This window comes from Mesorhizobium sp. WSM1497 (assembly GCF_001672455.2).
Lineage (GTDB): Bacteria > Pseudomonadota > Alphaproteobacteria > Rhizobiales > Rhizobiaceae > Mesorhizobium > Mesorhizobium ciceri.
On sequence record NZ_CP021070.1, the window covers coordinates 1,934,129 to 1,950,453 of the forward strand.

General features: G+C 63.8%; 18 protein-coding genes. 13 read left to right on the forward strand and 5 right to left on the reverse strand.

The window, feature by feature from the left end:
- Positions 1–7: 7 nt before the first annotated feature.
- The 6 genes from A9K65_RS09495 to A9K65_RS09520 all read left to right on the forward strand — a co-directional run bounded on the left by A9K65_RS09495 (position 8) and on the right by A9K65_RS09520 (position 6,143).
- A complete protein-coding gene (locus tag A9K65_RS09495; RefSeq protein ID WP_013529658.1) occupies positions 8–304 on the forward strand; it encodes a sarcosine oxidase subunit delta in 297 nt (98 codons plus the stop codon).
- On the forward strand, positions 301–3,297 hold the full coding sequence (locus A9K65_RS09500; RefSeq protein WP_064995593.1) for a sarcosine oxidase subunit alpha: 2,997 nt from the start codon (positions 301–303) through the stop codon (positions 3,295–3,297). Before A9K65_RS09495 ends, A9K65_RS09500 begins: the two co-directional genes overlap by 4 nt.
- Positions 3,290–3,874: a sarcosine oxidase subunit gamma gene (locus tag A9K65_RS09505; RefSeq protein ID WP_064995594.1), complete on the forward strand. Its 585-nt coding sequence runs from the start codon at positions 3,290–3,292 to the stop codon at positions 3,872–3,874. The genes A9K65_RS09500 and A9K65_RS09505 overlap by 8 nt, the downstream gene beginning before the upstream one ends.
- A 59-nt stretch (positions 3,875–3,933) precedes the next feature.
- Positions 3,934–4,161, forward strand: coding sequence for a hypothetical protein (locus A9K65_RS09510; RefSeq protein ID WP_013529661.1), 228 nt, complete (start codon positions 3,934–3,936; stop codon positions 4,159–4,161).
- A 77-nt stretch (positions 4,162–4,238) separates the two neighbouring features.
- Positions 4,239–5,024: a ThuA domain-containing protein gene (locus A9K65_RS09515; RefSeq protein WP_027161369.1), complete on the forward strand. Its 786-nt coding sequence runs from the start codon at positions 4,239–4,241 to the stop codon at positions 5,022–5,024.
- Positions 5,025–5,093: 69 nt separating this feature from the next.
- Positions 5,094–6,143 carry a Gfo/Idh/MocA family oxidoreductase gene (locus A9K65_RS09520; protein WP_064995595.1) on the forward strand — a complete coding sequence of 350 codons (1,050 nt, stop codon included), beginning with the start codon at positions 5,094–5,096 and terminating at the stop codon, positions 6,141–6,143.
- Positions 6,144–6,185: 42 nt separating this feature from the next.
- On the opposite strand, the gene A9K65_RS09525 is transcribed toward A9K65_RS09520, so the two are convergent.
- The 5 genes from A9K65_RS09525 to A9K65_RS09545 form a co-directional block, all read right to left on the reverse strand.
- Entirely contained in the window at positions 6,186–6,434 is a 249-nt protein-coding gene (locus tag A9K65_RS09525; RefSeq protein ID WP_013529664.1) for a DUF680 domain-containing protein, read from the reverse strand.
- 206 nt (positions 6,435–6,640) lie between these two features.
- Positions 6,641–7,285, reverse strand: coding sequence for a TetR/AcrR family transcriptional regulator (locus A9K65_RS09530; protein WP_013529665.1), 645 nt, complete (start codon positions 7,283–7,285; stop codon positions 6,641–6,643).
- Between the two features lie 165 nt (positions 7,286–7,450).
- Positions 7,451–8,482, reverse strand: a complete 1,032-nt coding sequence (locus A9K65_RS09535) for a phosphotransferase family protein (protein WP_064995596.1) — start codon at positions 8,480–8,482, stop codon at positions 7,451–7,453.
- Complete coding sequence (locus A9K65_RS09540) at positions 8,479–8,964, reverse strand: MaoC family dehydratase (protein ID WP_263484965.1); 486 nt, start codon at positions 8,962–8,964, stop codon at positions 8,479–8,481. Before A9K65_RS09540 ends, A9K65_RS09535 begins: the two co-directional genes overlap by 4 nt.
- A 39-nt stretch (positions 8,965–9,003) precedes the next feature.
- On the reverse strand, positions 9,004–9,819 hold the full coding sequence (locus A9K65_RS09545) for an SDR family oxidoreductase (RefSeq protein ID WP_064995597.1): 816 nt from the start codon (positions 9,817–9,819) through the stop codon (positions 9,004–9,006).
- 113 nt (positions 9,820–9,932) lie between these two features.
- On the opposite strand from A9K65_RS09545, the gene A9K65_RS09550 reads away from it, so the two are divergent.
- From A9K65_RS09550 to A9K65_RS09580, 7 genes are all read left to right on the forward strand, one after another.
- On the forward strand, positions 9,933–11,174 hold the full coding sequence (locus A9K65_RS09550) for an acyl-CoA dehydrogenase family protein (RefSeq protein ID WP_064995598.1): 1,242 nt from the start codon (positions 9,933–9,935) through the stop codon (positions 11,172–11,174).
- A 53-nt stretch (positions 11,175–11,227) separates the two neighbouring features.
- Positions 11,228–12,265, forward strand: a complete 1,038-nt coding sequence (locus tag A9K65_RS09555; RefSeq protein ID WP_064995599.1) for a zinc-binding dehydrogenase — start codon at positions 11,228–11,230, stop codon at positions 12,263–12,265.
- Between the two features lie 97 nt (positions 12,266–12,362).
- On the forward strand, positions 12,363–12,761 hold the full coding sequence (locus A9K65_RS09560; protein WP_084016287.1) for a hypothetical protein: 399 nt from the start codon (positions 12,363–12,365) through the stop codon (positions 12,759–12,761).
- 181 nt (positions 12,762–12,942) lie between these two features.
- Positions 12,943–14,106: a glycosyltransferase 87 family protein gene (locus A9K65_RS09565; RefSeq protein WP_064995600.1), complete on the forward strand. Its 1,164-nt coding sequence runs from the start codon at positions 12,943–12,945 to the stop codon at positions 14,104–14,106.
- A complete protein-coding gene (locus A9K65_RS09570; RefSeq protein WP_064995601.1) occupies positions 14,099–15,088 on the forward strand; it encodes a glycosyltransferase family 2 protein in 990 nt (329 codons plus the stop codon). Before A9K65_RS09565 ends, A9K65_RS09570 begins: the two co-directional genes overlap by 8 nt.
- Entirely contained in the window at positions 15,085–15,894 is an 810-nt protein-coding gene (locus A9K65_RS09575; protein ID WP_064995602.1) for a ChbG/HpnK family deacetylase, read from the forward strand. The genes A9K65_RS09570 and A9K65_RS09575 overlap by 4 nt, the downstream gene beginning before the upstream one ends.
- The gene (locus tag A9K65_RS09580) at positions 15,891–16,301 is read left to right on the forward strand and encodes a GtrA family protein (RefSeq protein ID WP_064995603.1); all 411 of its coding nucleotides are present in this window, start codon (positions 15,891–15,893) and stop codon (positions 16,299–16,301) included. Before A9K65_RS09575 ends, A9K65_RS09580 begins: the two co-directional genes overlap by 4 nt.
- The last annotated feature ends 24 nt before the right edge of the window (positions 16,302–16,325 follow it).

Genomic DNA, 16,325 nt, shown 5'->3' on the forward strand with positions numbered 1-16,325 from the left:
CGAACAAATGCTTCTCATCCGCTGCCCCTATTGCGAGGAAGAGCGTCCGGAACTCGAGTTCCGCAACGCCGGCGAGGCGCATATCGCGCGCTCGGCCAATATGGCCGGCGAGAGCGACGACGATTTCGAAAAGTTCTTCTTCATCCGCTCCAACCCCAAGGGCATCATCTATGAGCGGTGGCGGCACATGCATGGCTGCGCGCGTTTCTTCAACGCCGTGCGCGACACCGTCACCGACAGGTTCGTCATGACCTACAAGGCCGGCGAACCCAAACCCTCCAAGCTGCCAGGAGTTGGCAAATGAGCGGCGCGTCGTACCGCATTTCCGGCGCCGGCCGCTTCAGCCAAGCCAAGACCGCGCGTTTCAGCTTCGATGGCCAGTCCTACGCCGGCATCGAGGGCGACACGCTGGCCTCGGCGCTGCTCGCCAATGGCGTCCATCTGGTCGGCCGTTCGTTCAAGTACCACCGTCCGCGCGGCATCCTGTCGGCGGGCGCCGAGGAACCGAACGCGCTGGTCGAAATCAGGCGCGACGCGGCACGCAAGACGCCGAACGTGCGCGCGACTGTGCAGGAGCTTTATGACGGGCTCGAGGCGCAGTCGCAGAACCGCTGGCCGTCGCTGTCCTTCGACATCGGTGCGGTCAACGACATCGCGTCGCCGATGTTTTCGGCCGGCTTCTACTACAAGACCTTCATGTGGCCGAAGGCGGCATGGAAGAGCCTGTACGAGCCCAAGATCCGCGCCGCGGCCGGTCTTGGCGTTTCCCCGGACCAGCCCGATCCCGACCATTATTCGTCACGCTATGCGCATTGCGAAGTGCTGGTGCTGGGCGGCGGTGCGGCGGGCATCGCTGCGGCATTGGCAGCGGCGGAGACCGGCGTGCGCGTCATCCTCGCCGACGAGCAGGCCGAGTTCGGCGGCAGCCTGCGTTTCGAGAGCGGCGCGAAAATCGACGGCCAGGACGGTTTTGCCTGGGCGCAAGCTGCCGTGGCGAAACTCACTGCGATGGACAATGTCCGCGTGCTCCCGCGCACGACGGCGTTCGGCTATTACGCGCAGAATTTCGTCGGCCTGGTCGAGCGTGTCAGCGATCATCTGAAGGCTCCCGGCCACGATCTGGCGCGCGAGCGGCTGTGGCAGGTCAGGGCCAAGCGCGTGGTGCTGGCCTCGGGCGCCATCGAGCGCCACATGGTGTTTGCCGACAACGACCGCCCGGGCATCATGCTGGCGGGTGCCGCGCGCACCTATCTCAACCACTATGGCGTCGCGGTCGGCAGGAATGTCGGCGTCTACACCGCCAATGATTCCGCCTATGCGGCGGCGATCGACCTGAAGAAGGCCGGCGTCAACGTGGCGGCGATCGTCGATCTGCGCGACAATCCGACCGGACCGGTGATCGACGAGGCGAGGGCGCTCGGCATCGAGGTCAATTTCGGCCGCGCGGTGATCCGCGCCGGCGGCAAGCTGCGCGTTTCCTCGATGACGGTGCAGCCGAAGAATGGCGGCGGCGAACGCACCATCGCGGTCGATGCGATCCTGATGTCGGCCGGCTGGACGCCGTCGGTGCATCTGTTCTCGCAGTCGCGCGGCAAGGTCGCCTTCAACGACGAGACCAAGCGCTTCGTGCCGGGCACCTATGCGCAGGATTGTGTCTCTGTCGGCGCCTGCAATGGTACCGACGGCCTATCGGCGACGGTCGACGAGGCCTATGCCGCGGGCGCCAAAGCGGCCAGGGATGCGGGCGCGAAAACCGCCAAGGGTACGAAGCCGAAGGTCGACACCTCCGAGAGCTGGTCGCGTGGCATGCTGGGTGCGGCTCCTGGCGCCGGGCCGGACACCACGGTGAAGGCGTTCGTCGACTTCCAGAACGACGTCACCGCCAAGGATATCCGCCAGGCGGTGCATGAAGGCATGCGCTCGATCGAGCACGTCAAGCGCTTCACCACCAACGGCATGGCCACCGATCAGGGCAAGACCTCCAACATGCACGGCCTGGCGATTGCCGCCGAGATGCTGGGAAAGCCGATCCCGGAGGTCGGCCTGACCACGTTCCGGGCGCCCTATACGCCGGTGACCTTCGGCGCGATCGTCAGCCATGCGCGCGGGCCGCTGTTCGACCCGACGCGTAAAACGGCGATCCATCCCTGGGCCGAGGCGCAAGGCGCGGTGTTCGAGGATGTCGGCCAGTGGAAGCGCGCCTGGTATTTCCCCAAGGCGGGCGAGGACATGCATGCCGCGGTCGACCGCGAATGCGTCGCCGTGCGCAAGACTGCCGGCCTGTTCGATGCCTCGACGCTGGGCAAGATCGAAGTGGTCGGTCCTGACGCGGCCAAATTCATGGAGCTGCTCTACACCAACCCATGGGAGAAACTGGAACCCGGCCGCTGCCGCTATGGCATCATGCTGCGCGAGGACGGCTTCATCTATGATGACGGCGTCGTCGGCAGGCTGGCGCCCGACCGTTTCCATGTAACGACGACGACCGGTGGCGCGCCGCGCGTCATGAACCATATGGAGGATTATCTCCAGACCGAGTTCCCGCATCTCAATGTCTGGCTGACCTCGATCACCGAGCAATGGGCGGTCATTGCCGTGCAAGGCCCCAAGTCGCGTGACATCATCGCGCCGCTGGTCGAAGGCATCGACATGTCCGACGAGGCGCTGCCGCACATGTCGGTGCGCGAAGGCAAGATCTGCGGCGTGCCGACGCGGCTGTTCCGCATGTCGTTCACCGGCGAGCGCGGCTTCGAGGTCAATGTGCCGGCCGACTATGGCCAGGCGGTCTGGGAAGCGCTGTGGGCCGAAGGCCAGAAGCACGGTGCGGCTGCTTATGGCACCGAGGCGATGCACGTGCTGCGCGCCGAAAAGGGCTACATCATCGTCGGCCAGGACACCGACGGCACGGTGACGCCGAACGATGCTGGGCTCGACTGGGCGGTCGGCAAGAAGAAGACCGACTTCGTCGGCATCCGTGGCCTGACGCGGCCGGACCTGGTCGCCAAGGGCCGCAAGCAGCTGGTCGGTCTCAAGACCAAAGATCCCAAGGTGGTGCTCGAAGAAGGCGCGCAGATCGTCGAGGATCCGAAGCAGGCGATCCCGATGAAGATGATCGGCCATGTCACTTCGAGCTACTGGTCGGAAAATTGCGGCCGCTCGATCGCGCTGGCGCTGGTCGCCGGCGGTCGCGACCGCATGGGCGAGACACTCTACGTGCCGATGCCGAACGGGGTGATCGAAGTGGAGGTTACCGGCATGGTGTTCTTCGACGAAACGGGAGGGCGCCTCAATGGCTAAGGCCGCTGCAAGAAAGACGACGCCAGCTGCATCGTCTTCGGTAGAACGCCGTCCGGCGCTGGCCGGTCGCAGCACCACTGCCGCCGCCGTCAAGGTCGAGGTGCTGCCGCCGGCCGAGCGCATTTCGCTGCGTGCGCCGGAGGCTTCGGTCGCAGCGCTTTCGAAGGTGCTCGGCGTGACCTTGCCGAAAAAGCCGAAGACATCCGCCTCGAAGGGTGGGCGCATCGCTCTGTGGCTCGGCCCCGACGAATGGCTTGTCATCGATGAGGCCGGCAACGATCCGCTCGCCGATTGCGCCAAAGTATCCGCGCTGCATTCGGCGGTTGGCGTCTCGCATCGCAACATCGCGATATCAGTGACGGGCACTGGGGCAGCGGCGACGATCAATGCGGGCTGCCCGCAGGATCTGTCGCTCGACGCCTTCCCGGTGGGCGCGGCGTCGCGCACCATTCTGGGCAAGACCGAGATCGTGCTGTTGCGCACAGCCGCCGATGCCTTCCGGGTCGAATGCTGGCGTTCCTTCTCGGACTATGTCTTTACTTTCCTGTCCGAGGGATCGCGCGACGCGGCGGTCTGAACTCGGAACGTTTTGCAGGGCACGCTCGTTCTGCATCCGCACGCCGAGGGAGAATGCCGATGCCGTCGAATTCCGCGCCGAAGTCGCCGGTCAAAAAGACATCGGCCGTCCGCTCGCTCGAACATGAGCGACGTGAAGCCCCGAGCGCCGAAGAGGAACTCGAGGAAGGCCTCGAAGACACGTTCCCGGCCAGCGATCCGGTATCCATTACCGGAACCGCCATCCCCGGCGCACCGGCGAAACCGGGCAAGGCCAAGACCGTTCCGGGGCGCAAGCGCAAGACGTAGTTTTCATCAGGCCAGGCGGCATCGGGACCTTCTCAATCCCCTTGGACATGCTATTTAAAGCGCTTTGGGAGATGAAAATGCCGACAAAAGCGATCGTTTGGGGCGAGAATGTCCACGAGCAGACCAATGAAGCCGTGCGCGAACTCTATCCCTTGGGGATGCACGGCACCATCGCCGCCGCGCTCAATCAGGACAAGGGCATCGAGGCGGCCACCGCCACCTTGCAGGAGCCCGAGCACGGCCTGAGCGAAAAGCGCCTGGCAGCCACCGACGTGCTTTTGTGGTGGGGCCACGCGGCGCATGGCGAGGTCAAGGACGAGATCGTCGAGCGGGTGCAGAAGCGGGTCTGGGAAGGGATGGGCCTGATCGTGCTCCATTCCGGCCACTACTCGAAGATCTTCAAGCGGCTGATGGGCACGCCCTGTTCGCTGAAATGGCGCGAGGCGGGCGAGCGCGAGCGCGTCTGGGCGATCAACCGCGGCCACCCGATCGCGCAAGGCATCGGCGAGTGCCTGGAGATCGGCGAGACCGAAATGTATGGCGAGCCGTTCGCGGTGCCGGAGCCGCTGGAGACGGTGTTCGTCTCCTGGTACGAGGGCGGCGAGGTGTTCCGGTCCGGGCTGACCTACCAGCGCGGCGCGGGACGGATCTTCTACTTCTCGCCCGGCCACGAGACCTATCCGATCTATCACAATGAGGGCGTGCAGCAGGTGCTGCGCAACGCCGTCCATTGGGCGCACAACCCGGCGCCGGCATGGTCCGGCATCACCAATGCGCCGAACGTGCCGACGGATGCGGCCAAGGAGAAGATCGTGCAGAAGGGGCTGCGCCTGCATGCCGATGGCGACAAGGGCCTGAGCTGATTGGGGCGGCCTGAGCTGATCGGGCCTGAGTTGCCCAAGGCGTGAGTTGATTTTGGGGGCTTGGGGCTAATGCATCGAATTCTTCTGCTCGGCACCGGCGGTATCGCCGGGCATCATGTCGAGGAGTTTGCCGGGATTCCCGGCTGCAGCATCGTCGCCTGTGTCGACCAGGTGCCCGGTCGCGCTGCGGCGTTCGCCGCGGCCAGTAAGATCGGCGATTCTTTCGAGAGCCTGGAGGCGGCGATCGCCTGGGGCCAGTTCGATGCCGCCATCAACGCGACGCCGGATGGTGCGCATAGGGCGACGACGCTGGCGCTGCTCGGCGTGGGAAAACATGTGTTTTGCGAAAAGCCGCTGGCGCCGAACTACGCCGACGCGTTTGATATGACGCAAGCGGCCGAGGCTGCCGGGGTGATCAACATGGTCAACCTCACCTATCGCAACTCACCGGCGATCCACAAGGCGCGGCGCATGGTTCAGGCCGGCGAGATCGGCGCATTGCGCCATGTCGAGGCGAGCTACCGGCAAAGCTGGCTGGTCAGCAAATCATGGGGTGACTGGCGGGTCGAGGACAAATGGCTGTGGCGCTTGTCCAGCCGGCACGGTTCGACCGGCGTGCTGGGCGATGTCGGCATCCATATCCTGGATTTCGCCACCTATGGCGCCGGCCAGGATATCGTCAGCCTGCATGCCGATCTGGTGACGTTTCCGAAGGCCGAGGGCGAGCGCATCGGCGACTATGTGCTGGACGCCAATGACAGCGTGGCAATGACGGCGCGGCTCGATTGCGGCGCGCTCGCCACGATCGTGGCGAGCCGCTACATGACCGGTCACGCCAACGATCTGTCGCTGGCCCTGCACGGCACCAAGGGCGCCATTAAGGTCGAGACCGACGGCAAGGCATCGAGCCTGTCGGCCTGCCTCGGCGGGGATGTCGATCTTCAGCGCTGGCGGACTTTGGATCTGCCCAGTGTCAAGCGCAATGCGCGACGCTTTGCCGATGCGCTGGATGCAGGCCGGAATGGCGATCCGTCGTTCCGGCGCGCCGCCGACATGCAGAAGCTGATCGACGCAGCCTTTGAGAGTTCAGCAGCGAAGCTGCCGATTTCGGTCGCTTGAAGCTGGCCGGCTTGTGCCGGCCAGACGCGATCTTTGCTGATATCAGAATGCGCTCGGCACAATCCACGGATTGATGCTGATGCCGAGCCGCGGGCCCTTGCCTTCAGCGGTGTTTTCCGTGGCACCCTTCTTCTCGACCGAACCGGTCGAAGCGCAATCGAGCTTCAGGTTGGTTTTGGTGTCAACGCAGGCCGCCACCGGCGCATGCTTGACCGGATGGGTGGTGTTGGCGGCGAAAGCCGAGCCCGAAAGTGCCAGCACGGCGGCGAGGGTGAGGAGTGTCTTTTTCATTGTCAGTCTCCGGTTTCCGGGTCGAATTCAATTCGTACCGACGGGTGAATTTTTCTCGTACACGTACGATACACTGTACATATACGCTGTCGATTGGGAATTCAAGGGAAAACCGTACGCGTACGATAAATTTTTCGTTAACCAAGAAATCCCCCCAGGGTCTGGCTGGGACGGAGAGAAAATATGGAAATGAAAGGGAACGGCGTTCAGCAGTTGACCGGTGTCTCGGTCAATGGCGGGACGTTTTGCGTGCTGAGCGTGGCGAGCGTGAAATCGCACATCCGCTTCACGAAGGCCTGCGGGTCGCCGAAGGGGTAGAATGGAAAGGTGATGAGCAGCGAGATCGTGCCGTGGCCGACCGCCCACAGCATGGTGGCGATGGCGCGCGGATCGCCCTGCAATTTTCCGGCGGCAACGCAGGCCTCGACCCGGCTGATCAGCGCCTTCATCGCCGGGTTGCTCTCTTCCATGTCGTCGTAGCTCCTGCCTTCCGGCAGCTTAGTCTTTTCGGTCATGAATACGGTGCGGTATTCGTTGGGATTGCCGAGCCCGAAGGCGGCATATTCCGTCATCACCGCCTGCAAGGCTGCGATCGGATCATCGGACGGATGCTCCTCGATGCGGCGAGCAAGCGTCTCGAATGCGTCCTCGGCCAGAGCGAACAGGATGTCCTGCTTGTCGGCGAAGTAGGAATAAACGGACATCGGGGCGTAGCCGACCCGCTTGGCCAGCTTGCGGATGGTCAGGCCCTCATAGCCCTCTTCCTGGACAAGCTTATGCGCGGCCTCGAGCAATTCGGAGCGCAGTTCTGCCTTTTGTTTCTCGCGGCGTGTCTGGACGCTCTGCGGCAAGATCTGGTGCCTTCGGTTGGGTTGGTGGCTGGTTAAATTATATACACTGTACGGAAACGGACAAGGGCACGGGAAGTTCCCAAACGGTATGCTTCGGACCGTGCCGACGCTTGTCGTAATTTGGCAGCCCCGTGATCAGCACCGTTCCTCTCTCGAAATGGCCCATCACGCCTCCCTGTCGATCAGTTCTGCGGCAAGACACGAAAGCAGCTTCACCGCCTCGCCATAGGTTTTCGCCTTCTCGGGATTGGAGGCATTGCCGTCCAGCGCCCGTTTGAAGACGCCTTGGCAGATGGCAGCCAGCCGGAAGAAGGAAAAGGCGAGGAAGAACGTCCAGTTGCCGATACCGGTGAGCCCGCGCCGCCGGCAGTAGGCGGCGACGTAGTCCTCTTCGGAAGGCAGGCCGAGTGCGGAACGATCGATACCGCCCAGGCCGCGAAAGCCGGAAGCGTGCGGCAGCCGCCATTGCATGCATTGATAGGCGATATCGGCGAAGGGGTGGCCTGATGTCGAAAGTTCCCAGTCGAGCACTGCCAGAACCGTTGGCCGGTCCGGCGCGAAGATCAGATTGTCCAGCCGGTAGTCGCCATGGACCAGTGAGATCCGGCCGTCATCGACGGGCATATGCGTTTCCAACCAGGCAATCAGCCGGTCCATGTCGGCGACGGTGCCGGTTTCCGAGGCACGGTACTGGCTCGTCCAGCGCGCCAGTTGGCGCTCGAAATAATTGCCCGGCCGGCCGAAATCGCCGAGCCCCACAGTCTCGACATCGACCTCGTGCAGGGCGGCGAGGGTGTCGTTCATGGCATCGTAGATGGCGGCGCGTTCATCATTGTCGTCAGCCTCCGGCAGGGCCGGATCCCAGAAAATGCGGCCGTCGAGGAAATCCATCACGTAGAACATGCGGCCGATGGGCGAGCCTTCCGCCGACAGATGCAGCATGGCCGGCACAGGCACGGCGGTGCCGGCAAGGGCGCTCATCACCCTGAATTCGCGGTCGACCTGGTGCGCCGATTTCAGCAATTGCCCCGGCGGCTTGGCGCGCAGCACGTAACGGCCGCTTGCCGCCGTCAAAAGGTAGGTCGGGTTCGATTGGCCGGATTTGAACTTCTCGACTGCCGCAAGCCCGGAAAAGCCCGGTATGTTCGCCTCGAGGTAAGGCGCAAGCGCTGCCTGGTCGAGAACGGGATCACTCATGCCGTCTCGGGCTGGCGTTCGATCAAGGTCAGCGTCAGCCAGCGCGCGGTCAGTGCCGGCTTCTTCGAACCCTCGATCTCGATCGTCACGTCATGCGCGGTCTGCACCCAGCCCGACGGCCTGACCTTGACGTCGGCCAGCACGAAACGCGTGCGGATGCGCGCGCCGGTTTTCACCGGCGCCAGGAAGCGCAGCGAATCGAAGCCGTGGTTGACGCCCATCTTGCCGTTTTCCAGCGGCGGCATGGTCTCGAAGGTCATCGCCGACAACAGCGACAGCGACAGGAAGCCGTGCGCGATGGTGCCGCCGAACGGCGTTTCACGCATCGCCCGCTCCGGATCGCAGTGGATGAACTGATGGTCGTCCGTGGCGTCGGCGAACTGGTCGATCATGCGTTGCGTGACCACCCGCCAGGGCGACACGCCGACCTCCTTGCCGACACTGGCCAGAAGCACATCGAGACTGATCGGTTCCACGCTCATGTCCTCCAGTTCACCCCCGGCTTCTGTGGCCGGAAAATGTCATTCCTTGAACAAGGTCAGCCCATGCTGCACCGACTGTCCGCCATCGATCGGCAGGATGGCGCCAGTGACATAGCTGCCTGCACGGCTGCACAAATAGAGCGTTGCGCCGGCAATGTCATCCAGTGCGCCGATACGGCCGATCGGAACATGGCTGCCGACGTGCCTGGCCTGTTCCTCTGTGGCGGTGGCAAATGCCGTCATCCGGCTCTGGAAGGGGCCGGGGGCAAAGGCGTTGACGGTGATGCGGCGGGCGGCGAACTCGAGCGCCAGTGTGCGCGTCAGATGATGAACCGCAGCCTTCGAGGCGGTGTAGGAATAGGCGTCGTCGGCCAGCGGCTGCGTGCCCATCACCGAACCGAGGTTGATCACCCTGGCCGGATCGGCGTCGCTGGCGGCGGCATCGAGCAGCGGCAGCAATTCACGGGTCAGGTGGAAAACCGCGGTGACGTTGACGCCAAACACCTTGGCCCATGCCGAATAGGGGAAGCTTTCCAGCGGCGCGCCCCAGGAGACGCCGGCGTTGTTGACCAGAATGTTCAGCCGTTCGATGCGCGATTTGACCTCGGCGACGAGTGCGGCGATGCCGGCTTCGCTGGAAACGTCGCCGACGAAGCCGTCGGCCCGGCCCGGTGCACCAAGCTGGTTCAACTCTTCGGCGACCTTGATACAATCCTCGCCCTTGCGCGACGCGATCATCACGCTGGCGCCGGCCTTGACCAGCGCGGTCGCCGCCATGCGGCCGATGCCGGTCGCCGCACCCGTCACCAGCGCGGTCTTGCCGGCCACCGAAAACAGTTCGTCCAGATAGCTCATCACAATTCTCCGCGCTCGGCATGCGGGCAAACAGTTCGTTGACAAGGCTATCCGAAGTACGGTCATCCTTGCCACTGACAAAATGCCTGGCGTGTATGAAGGGTTAGCGACCGATGACGGAGATGAATCTCGGCATGACCGAGCGGCTGAAGCCAATCCACGCGCGCGTCGCGGCCATGGTGCGCGACGAGATCATGCCGCTCGACCATGAATTCCTCAGCGAAGTGGGCAAGGCAGGCAGCCGCTGGGTCTACAGTGCGCGTCAGAGCGAGATCCTCGAAGGGCTGAAGAAGACCGCAAGAGAGCGCGGCCTGTGGAATTTCTGGCTGACCGGCTCGGAACGCGGCTATGGCCTTTCCACTGTCGAGTACGCCTATCTGGCCGAAGAGATGGGCAAGGCGCATCTCGGCGCCGAGACCTTCAACTGCTCGGCGCCCGACACCGGCAACATGGAGGTGCTGGAGCGATACGGCTCGGCCGACCACAAGAAAGCATGGCTGGAACCGCTGCTCGACGGCAAGATCCGCTCGGCCTATCTGATGACCGAGCCGGATGTCGCTTCATCCGATGCCACCAACATTGCCATGCGTTGTGAACGCCACGGCGGCGACTATGTGCTCAATGGCGAGAAATGGTGGGCTTCGGGCGCCGGCGATCCGCGCTGCGCCATCTACATCGTCATGGTCAGGACCGGGGGCGATGACGAGCCGCAGCACCGCCGTCATTCGATGATCCTGGTGCCTTCCGACACGAAAGGTGTGACCAAGGTCCGGGCCATGCAGGTCTATGGCGATGACGACGCGCCGCATGGCCACATGCATCTTCGCTTCGACAATGTGCGCGTACCGGCGTCGAACCTGATCCTCGGCGAGGGCAGGGGGTTCGAGATCGCGCAAGGGCGGCTCGGTCCCGGCCGCATCCACCACTGCATGCGCGCCATCGGACAGGCCGAGATGGCGCTCGAGATGCTGTGCCAGCGTTCCGTGCGCCGCGAGGCCTTCGGCCAGAAGCTGGCAAAGCTCGGCGCCAATTTCGACATCATCGCCGAATGCCGCATGGAGATCGAGATGGCGCGGCTGCTCTGCCTCAAAGCGGCGTGGATGATCGACCAGGGCGATGTGCGGGCCGCTGCTCCCTGGATCAGCCAGATCAAGGTGATCGCACCGCGCGTCGCGCTCAAGGTCACCGACGAGGCGGTGCAGATGTTCGGCGCGCAAGGCATCAGCCAGGACACACCGCTGGCGCGGTCGTGGACGCATCTGCGGACCTTGCGCCTTGCCGACGGGCCGGACGCCGTGCATCGCCGTCAGGTGGCGCGGACGGAGTTGAGGAAATACACGCAGGAGAAGGTCTGAGCGCCGGCATCGTCATGCGGGCGCGACCCGAGGCTCGAGCGAGGAGTGTTCCGATGACCGTCCCATCCGAAATGAAGGCGCTGCTGCTTGTCGGCGATGGCTACACCAGGACGCGGAGCGGCAGTGTGCTGGAGGCGATGGAGCCCTATCTCGAGCCGGGCAGCATCGCGGTGCCGACACCGGGCCCCAGCCAGGTGCTGATCAAGGTCAGCCTCGCCTCGATCAATCCGTCCGATGTCGCCTTCGTCAAGGGCCAGTACGGCCAGCCGCGTGCCAAGGGCCAGCCGGCCGGCTTCGAGGGTGTCGGCATTGTCGTCGCCAGCGGGGACGAGCCCTATCCCAAAAGCCTGATCGGCAAGCGCGTGGCTTTTGCCACCGGCGTCACCAACTGGGGCTCGTGGGCCGACTATGCCGTCGCCGAGGCGGCTGCCTGCATCCCGCTGCTCGACACCGTTCGCGACGAGGATGGTGCGGCGATGATCGTCAACCCGCTCACGGCGCTCGCCATGTTCGACATCGTCAAGGAGGAAGGCGAGAAGGCCTTCGTCATGACCGCCGGCGCCAGCCAGCTCTGCAAGCTGATCATCGGCCTGGCCAGCGAAGAGGGTTTCCGGCCGATCGTCACCGTGCGCCGCGACGACCAGATCGCGGCTCTGAATGCGCTTGGCGCGGCGCACGTGCTCAATGAAAGGGCGCCGGATTTCAAGGCGGCGCTGCGCGAGGTGATGAAGGCCGAACAGCCGCGCATCTTCCTTGACGCGGTAACCGGGCCGCTTGCCTCCGCCATCTTCGACGTCATGCCGAAGCGGTCGCGCTGGATCATCTATGGGCGGCTCGATCCCGAAGCCACCGTTATCCGCGAGCCCGGCCAACTGATCTTCCAGCACAAGCATATCGAAGGGTTTTGGCTGAGCGAGTGGATGCGCCAGTTCCGCGACCGTCGCGGCCCGGCGATCCTGGAAGCGCAGAAGCGCTTTTCCGATGGGCGCTGGTCGACCGACGTGACGGCGGTGGTGCCGCTTGCCGAAGCAATGGCGCGGCTGCCAGCCGAACTGGCCAAGCCCAACGGCAAGGTGTTCATCAAGCCTTGAACGAAAATGGCTGGCGAGCGAAGTCCAGTTACTGCAAAAAAGGGGCTGCTTGTGAGAACAGGCTGCCGAAAAGTTCCCGCCGTTTTGGCGCAAGGCGATGACGAACGATCCCGGTACGAATTACTTTCTCAAGAAATATTCGGCCCCGCTGGATGATCCTGCCGGGACTGCGGTCAGGAACATCATGCTGGCGCGGGTCGTCGGCGCCGAATGTCAGGCCTCCAGACTCAACAAGGCCAAGATCAAAGCCTATCGCGACAGGATGATCGGGCCGCTCATGCCTGAGCAACTCAAAACAGCTGCATTTGAAGGTGGCAGTGCGTTGCGCAGTTTCAACTACCAGGATCTCGCTCACCTCTGTGCCGGCATCGACTATCAGTTCGGGCCGAAAGGCGTGCTGATTCCGGGGGCTGTTCTTGCTGGTAAGGGCGAGCCGAAATATCCCTTTGATCCGCGCAACCCCTATTTTCGTTTGCCCGAATTCACTGGCGATTAGTCAGGTCGCCAGCCTCGGACGGCAGCCATGAAGGTGGGAACGCATATTCGAGGCGAAGGAGGTGCGGCCCTGACGTTCGTCAGCCCCCTATGCCACGCCACTTCGTCCGTGATATGCCGCCGCCATCGAATGCCGGGACAGGCTGGACTGATCCAGTTCCGGGATTGTGTGGAGCGCCTTGATGACGATTTCCAAGCCGGTTTTCGACCGTTTGGGGTTTGGCCTGTGGATCGGAGCGTTCCTGGTCGTTCTTGCCCTGGTCCTGTGGTCACCGCACAAGCGGACGGTATGGCAGGCCTATATCGACGGCAGCGTGGCGCTTCAGGCCGGTCTGCCGCTCTACGACACCCAGTCCGAGATGGGGTATCTCTACGCGCCGGCCTTTGCCGCGCTCTACACTCCAATAGTCAAGCTTGGTCCGCATCTGGGCGGCTTGGTTTGGCATTCCATTGGCTTTGCGGTGCTGACCTACGCCGCGATGCGGCAGGTGCGCAAGCTCGGCGGCGGCGAACTGACATGGCTGCTTTCTTTCGGTCTTTTCCTCGCTTTGCCGATGGCGGTGGGGGCGATCCGCAACGGCCAGGCGACGATCCTTTTGACCGGCGCTTGCTGGATTCTCACCCTGTCGGCGCTGGAAGGGCGGCGGGCGGAGACGTTCTTCTGGGCTTCGCTTGCCATCATCGCCAAGCCGACCGCGATCATAATGCTGTTGTTGGTAGGAGCCCTTCGGCTCCGGCTGATACCGGTGCTGGTGCTGGCGCTGCTGTTCGTGCTGGCACTGCCTTACGCTTTTGCTCCCGCCGGCTATCTCAACGACCAGTATCGTGTCTTCATCCAGATGCTGACCTCCATGGCCGTCGACAACACCAGCCATTTCGTGCCCACCGATTTCACGGCACCGTTCACCACGATAGGACTGCCAATTCCGGAATTCGGCGCAACGATCGTGCGCATGGTCATGGCCCTGTTTACGCTTTCTGCCGTCATCTGGTTCGACCGCAGGCTCGAACAGGGAAAGGCGGCGCTGGCGATCTTCCTGACAGCCACTTTCTACATGTGCGTCTTCAACCCGCGCGTCGAGCCAAACACCTTTGCCATGATCGCGGTACCAGCCGGTCTTGCCATCGCCCTGTTGTGGCGCGAAGAACGGGGCGGCGTCCTTGCCTCGGTGCTGTCGACGACGCTGTTCGTGACCGGGTTGAGCGGCGTCGAGCGCCATGTGCACGATTTCCTCTTCCCCTGGTTCCGGCCGGTCGCCGTCACTTTTATCGCCGGTTCGCTGATCTGGTGGTTCTGGGCCAAGGCACGGGAAAAGGTGGTGAATGCGGGAGTCGCGAATGGTTGAGTTGCGGCCGAGCCTCGATATCGTCGCACCGTTCTTCAACGAGGCGGCATCGGCATCGGCCTTCGCGTGCCTGCTGGGCGAGCTCGAAGTGGCCGTGGCACAACGCTTCGGCATGACCGTACACAAGATCCTCGTCGATGACGGCAGTCGTGACGATGGCGCCGTGCGGTTTTCGCAAGCGCTGACGGGGTCGTGGGAGATCGTGCGCCTCAGCCGCAATTTCGGCAAGGAAGTCGCGGTGCTCGCCGGCCTCGACCAGTCGCGCGGCGACATGGTGCTGATCATGGACGCCGACCTCCAGCATTCCCTGGACATCAGCCTGAAGCTGATCGCCGAGCTGGTGGACCATCCGGACATCGACGTCGTCTATGCGCAGAACGACCGCCGCGAGGCGAGCTGGCGGCGCAGCCAGCTTGCAAGGCTTTTCTACAGCCTGATCAACTCGAGCCAGCGTTTCGACATTCCCGAAAATGCCGGCGACTTTCGCGTCATGCGCGGCGCCGTGGCGCGCGCGCTGACCAGCCTGCGCGACAAGCGTCGCTTCAACAAGGGCCTGTTTGCCTGGGCCGGCTTTCGCCAGAAGGCGTTGCCCTATTCGCCGGAAGGCCGCGCCAGCGGCACGTCGAAATGGAGCCGGCTCAACCTGATCGCCTTCTCGCTCGAAGGTTTTACTTCCTTTTCCGTCATTCCCTTGCGTCTCATCAGCCTCAGCGGGCTGCTCGCGGCGTTGGCCGGTGCGCTCTATGGCGCCAAGGTGCTCTTCGAGGTGATCTTCTACGGCATTGCCGTTCCGGGCTACCCCAGCCTGCTGGTTGCCGTCGTCCTGCTCGGCGGCCTCAACCTGACCTTGCTTGGCCTGATCGGCGAATACGTCTGGGTCACGCTCAGCGAGAGCAAGGATCGCCCGGTCTATCTCGTGCGCGACGTCGTGCGCAGCGTGGCCCCCGCCGATCGGCCGGAGCCGGGCACTTCGAACAGATGACGCGGCGCATCCGCCTGATCGCCGACGATTATGGCCTGGCGCCCGGCGTTTCCGCTGCGATTCTCGACCTGCTCGATCGCGGCCGCCTGACCGGCACCAGCTGCATGACCGGCTTTCCGGAATGGGAAGCGGAGGCAGCGCGCATAAAACCGCTGTGCGGCCGGGCCGCGGTCGGGCTGCATCTCACCTTGACCGACCAGTTGACCATTACCGGCCGGTCGAACCTGGCGCCGGAAGGCCGGCTGCCACCGCTCCGCGCACTGGCCTTGCCTGTTCTGCGCGGCCGCATCGACGAGCGCCATGTTCATGCCGAGCTTGACGCCCAGTACAGCCGCTTCGTCGAGGCGCTTGGCCGCCGCCCCGATTTCGTCGACGGGCATCAGCATGTGCATTTCCTTCCCGTCGTGCGCACATGGCTGCGCGCGCGGTTTCCAGCAGGCGCCGACAGGCCGGCCCTACGCGGCGGCCCGGCGCTGGCCGCAGGGTCGAAGGTCGCCGCGATTGCCGCGCTCGCTGCCGGGTTCAACCGTTCGATGCAGCGCGCCGGCTTCATCGTTTTCCAGCCGCTCGCCGGCATCTATGACTGGCGGCAGCCCGAAAAGTTCACTGCGGTTCTGCAGGCCGCCGTCGAAGGGTTGCCGGAACAAGGGCTGTTCATGTGCCATCCCGGCCATGTCGACGAGACGCTGCGCGCGCGCGACACGATGCAAGGTGTGCGCGAGGTCGAATTCGCGGCCCTGGCATCGGACGCGTTCGGAGCCAGCCTGGCCCGCGCCAATGTCGCAATCATGGATGGCAGGGGATGAACGACGCCGAGCGGCCCCCGCGTTCGACCGGCAACAAGATCGTCCGCTTTGCCATTGTCGGACTGGCCAACACAGCCATCGACCTTGCCAGCTTCTTCCTGCTGCTCAAGCTCGGTGCTTCGCCGCTGCCGGCCAACGTTGCTGCCTGGTTCATCGCCGTCACCTTTTCCTTCGCGGCGAACGGCTTCTGGTCGTTCGAGCGCAATCGAGCCATCCGGCTGCGTGACGCATTCTTTCGCTTCGCCTCGCTTGGAGGGCTGATTTCGCTCGGCGTCTCCAGCCTCTCCATCGCGCTGTTTGCCGGCATCGCCGGAGTGTGGCCGGCAAAGATCGCCGGTGTCGTGGTGGCGGCGGTGCTGAATTTCCTCGCCGCGCGCTGGTCGATCGAAGGCCGGTTCTTGAGATAGGCGGAACTATTTTTCTTACGAAAT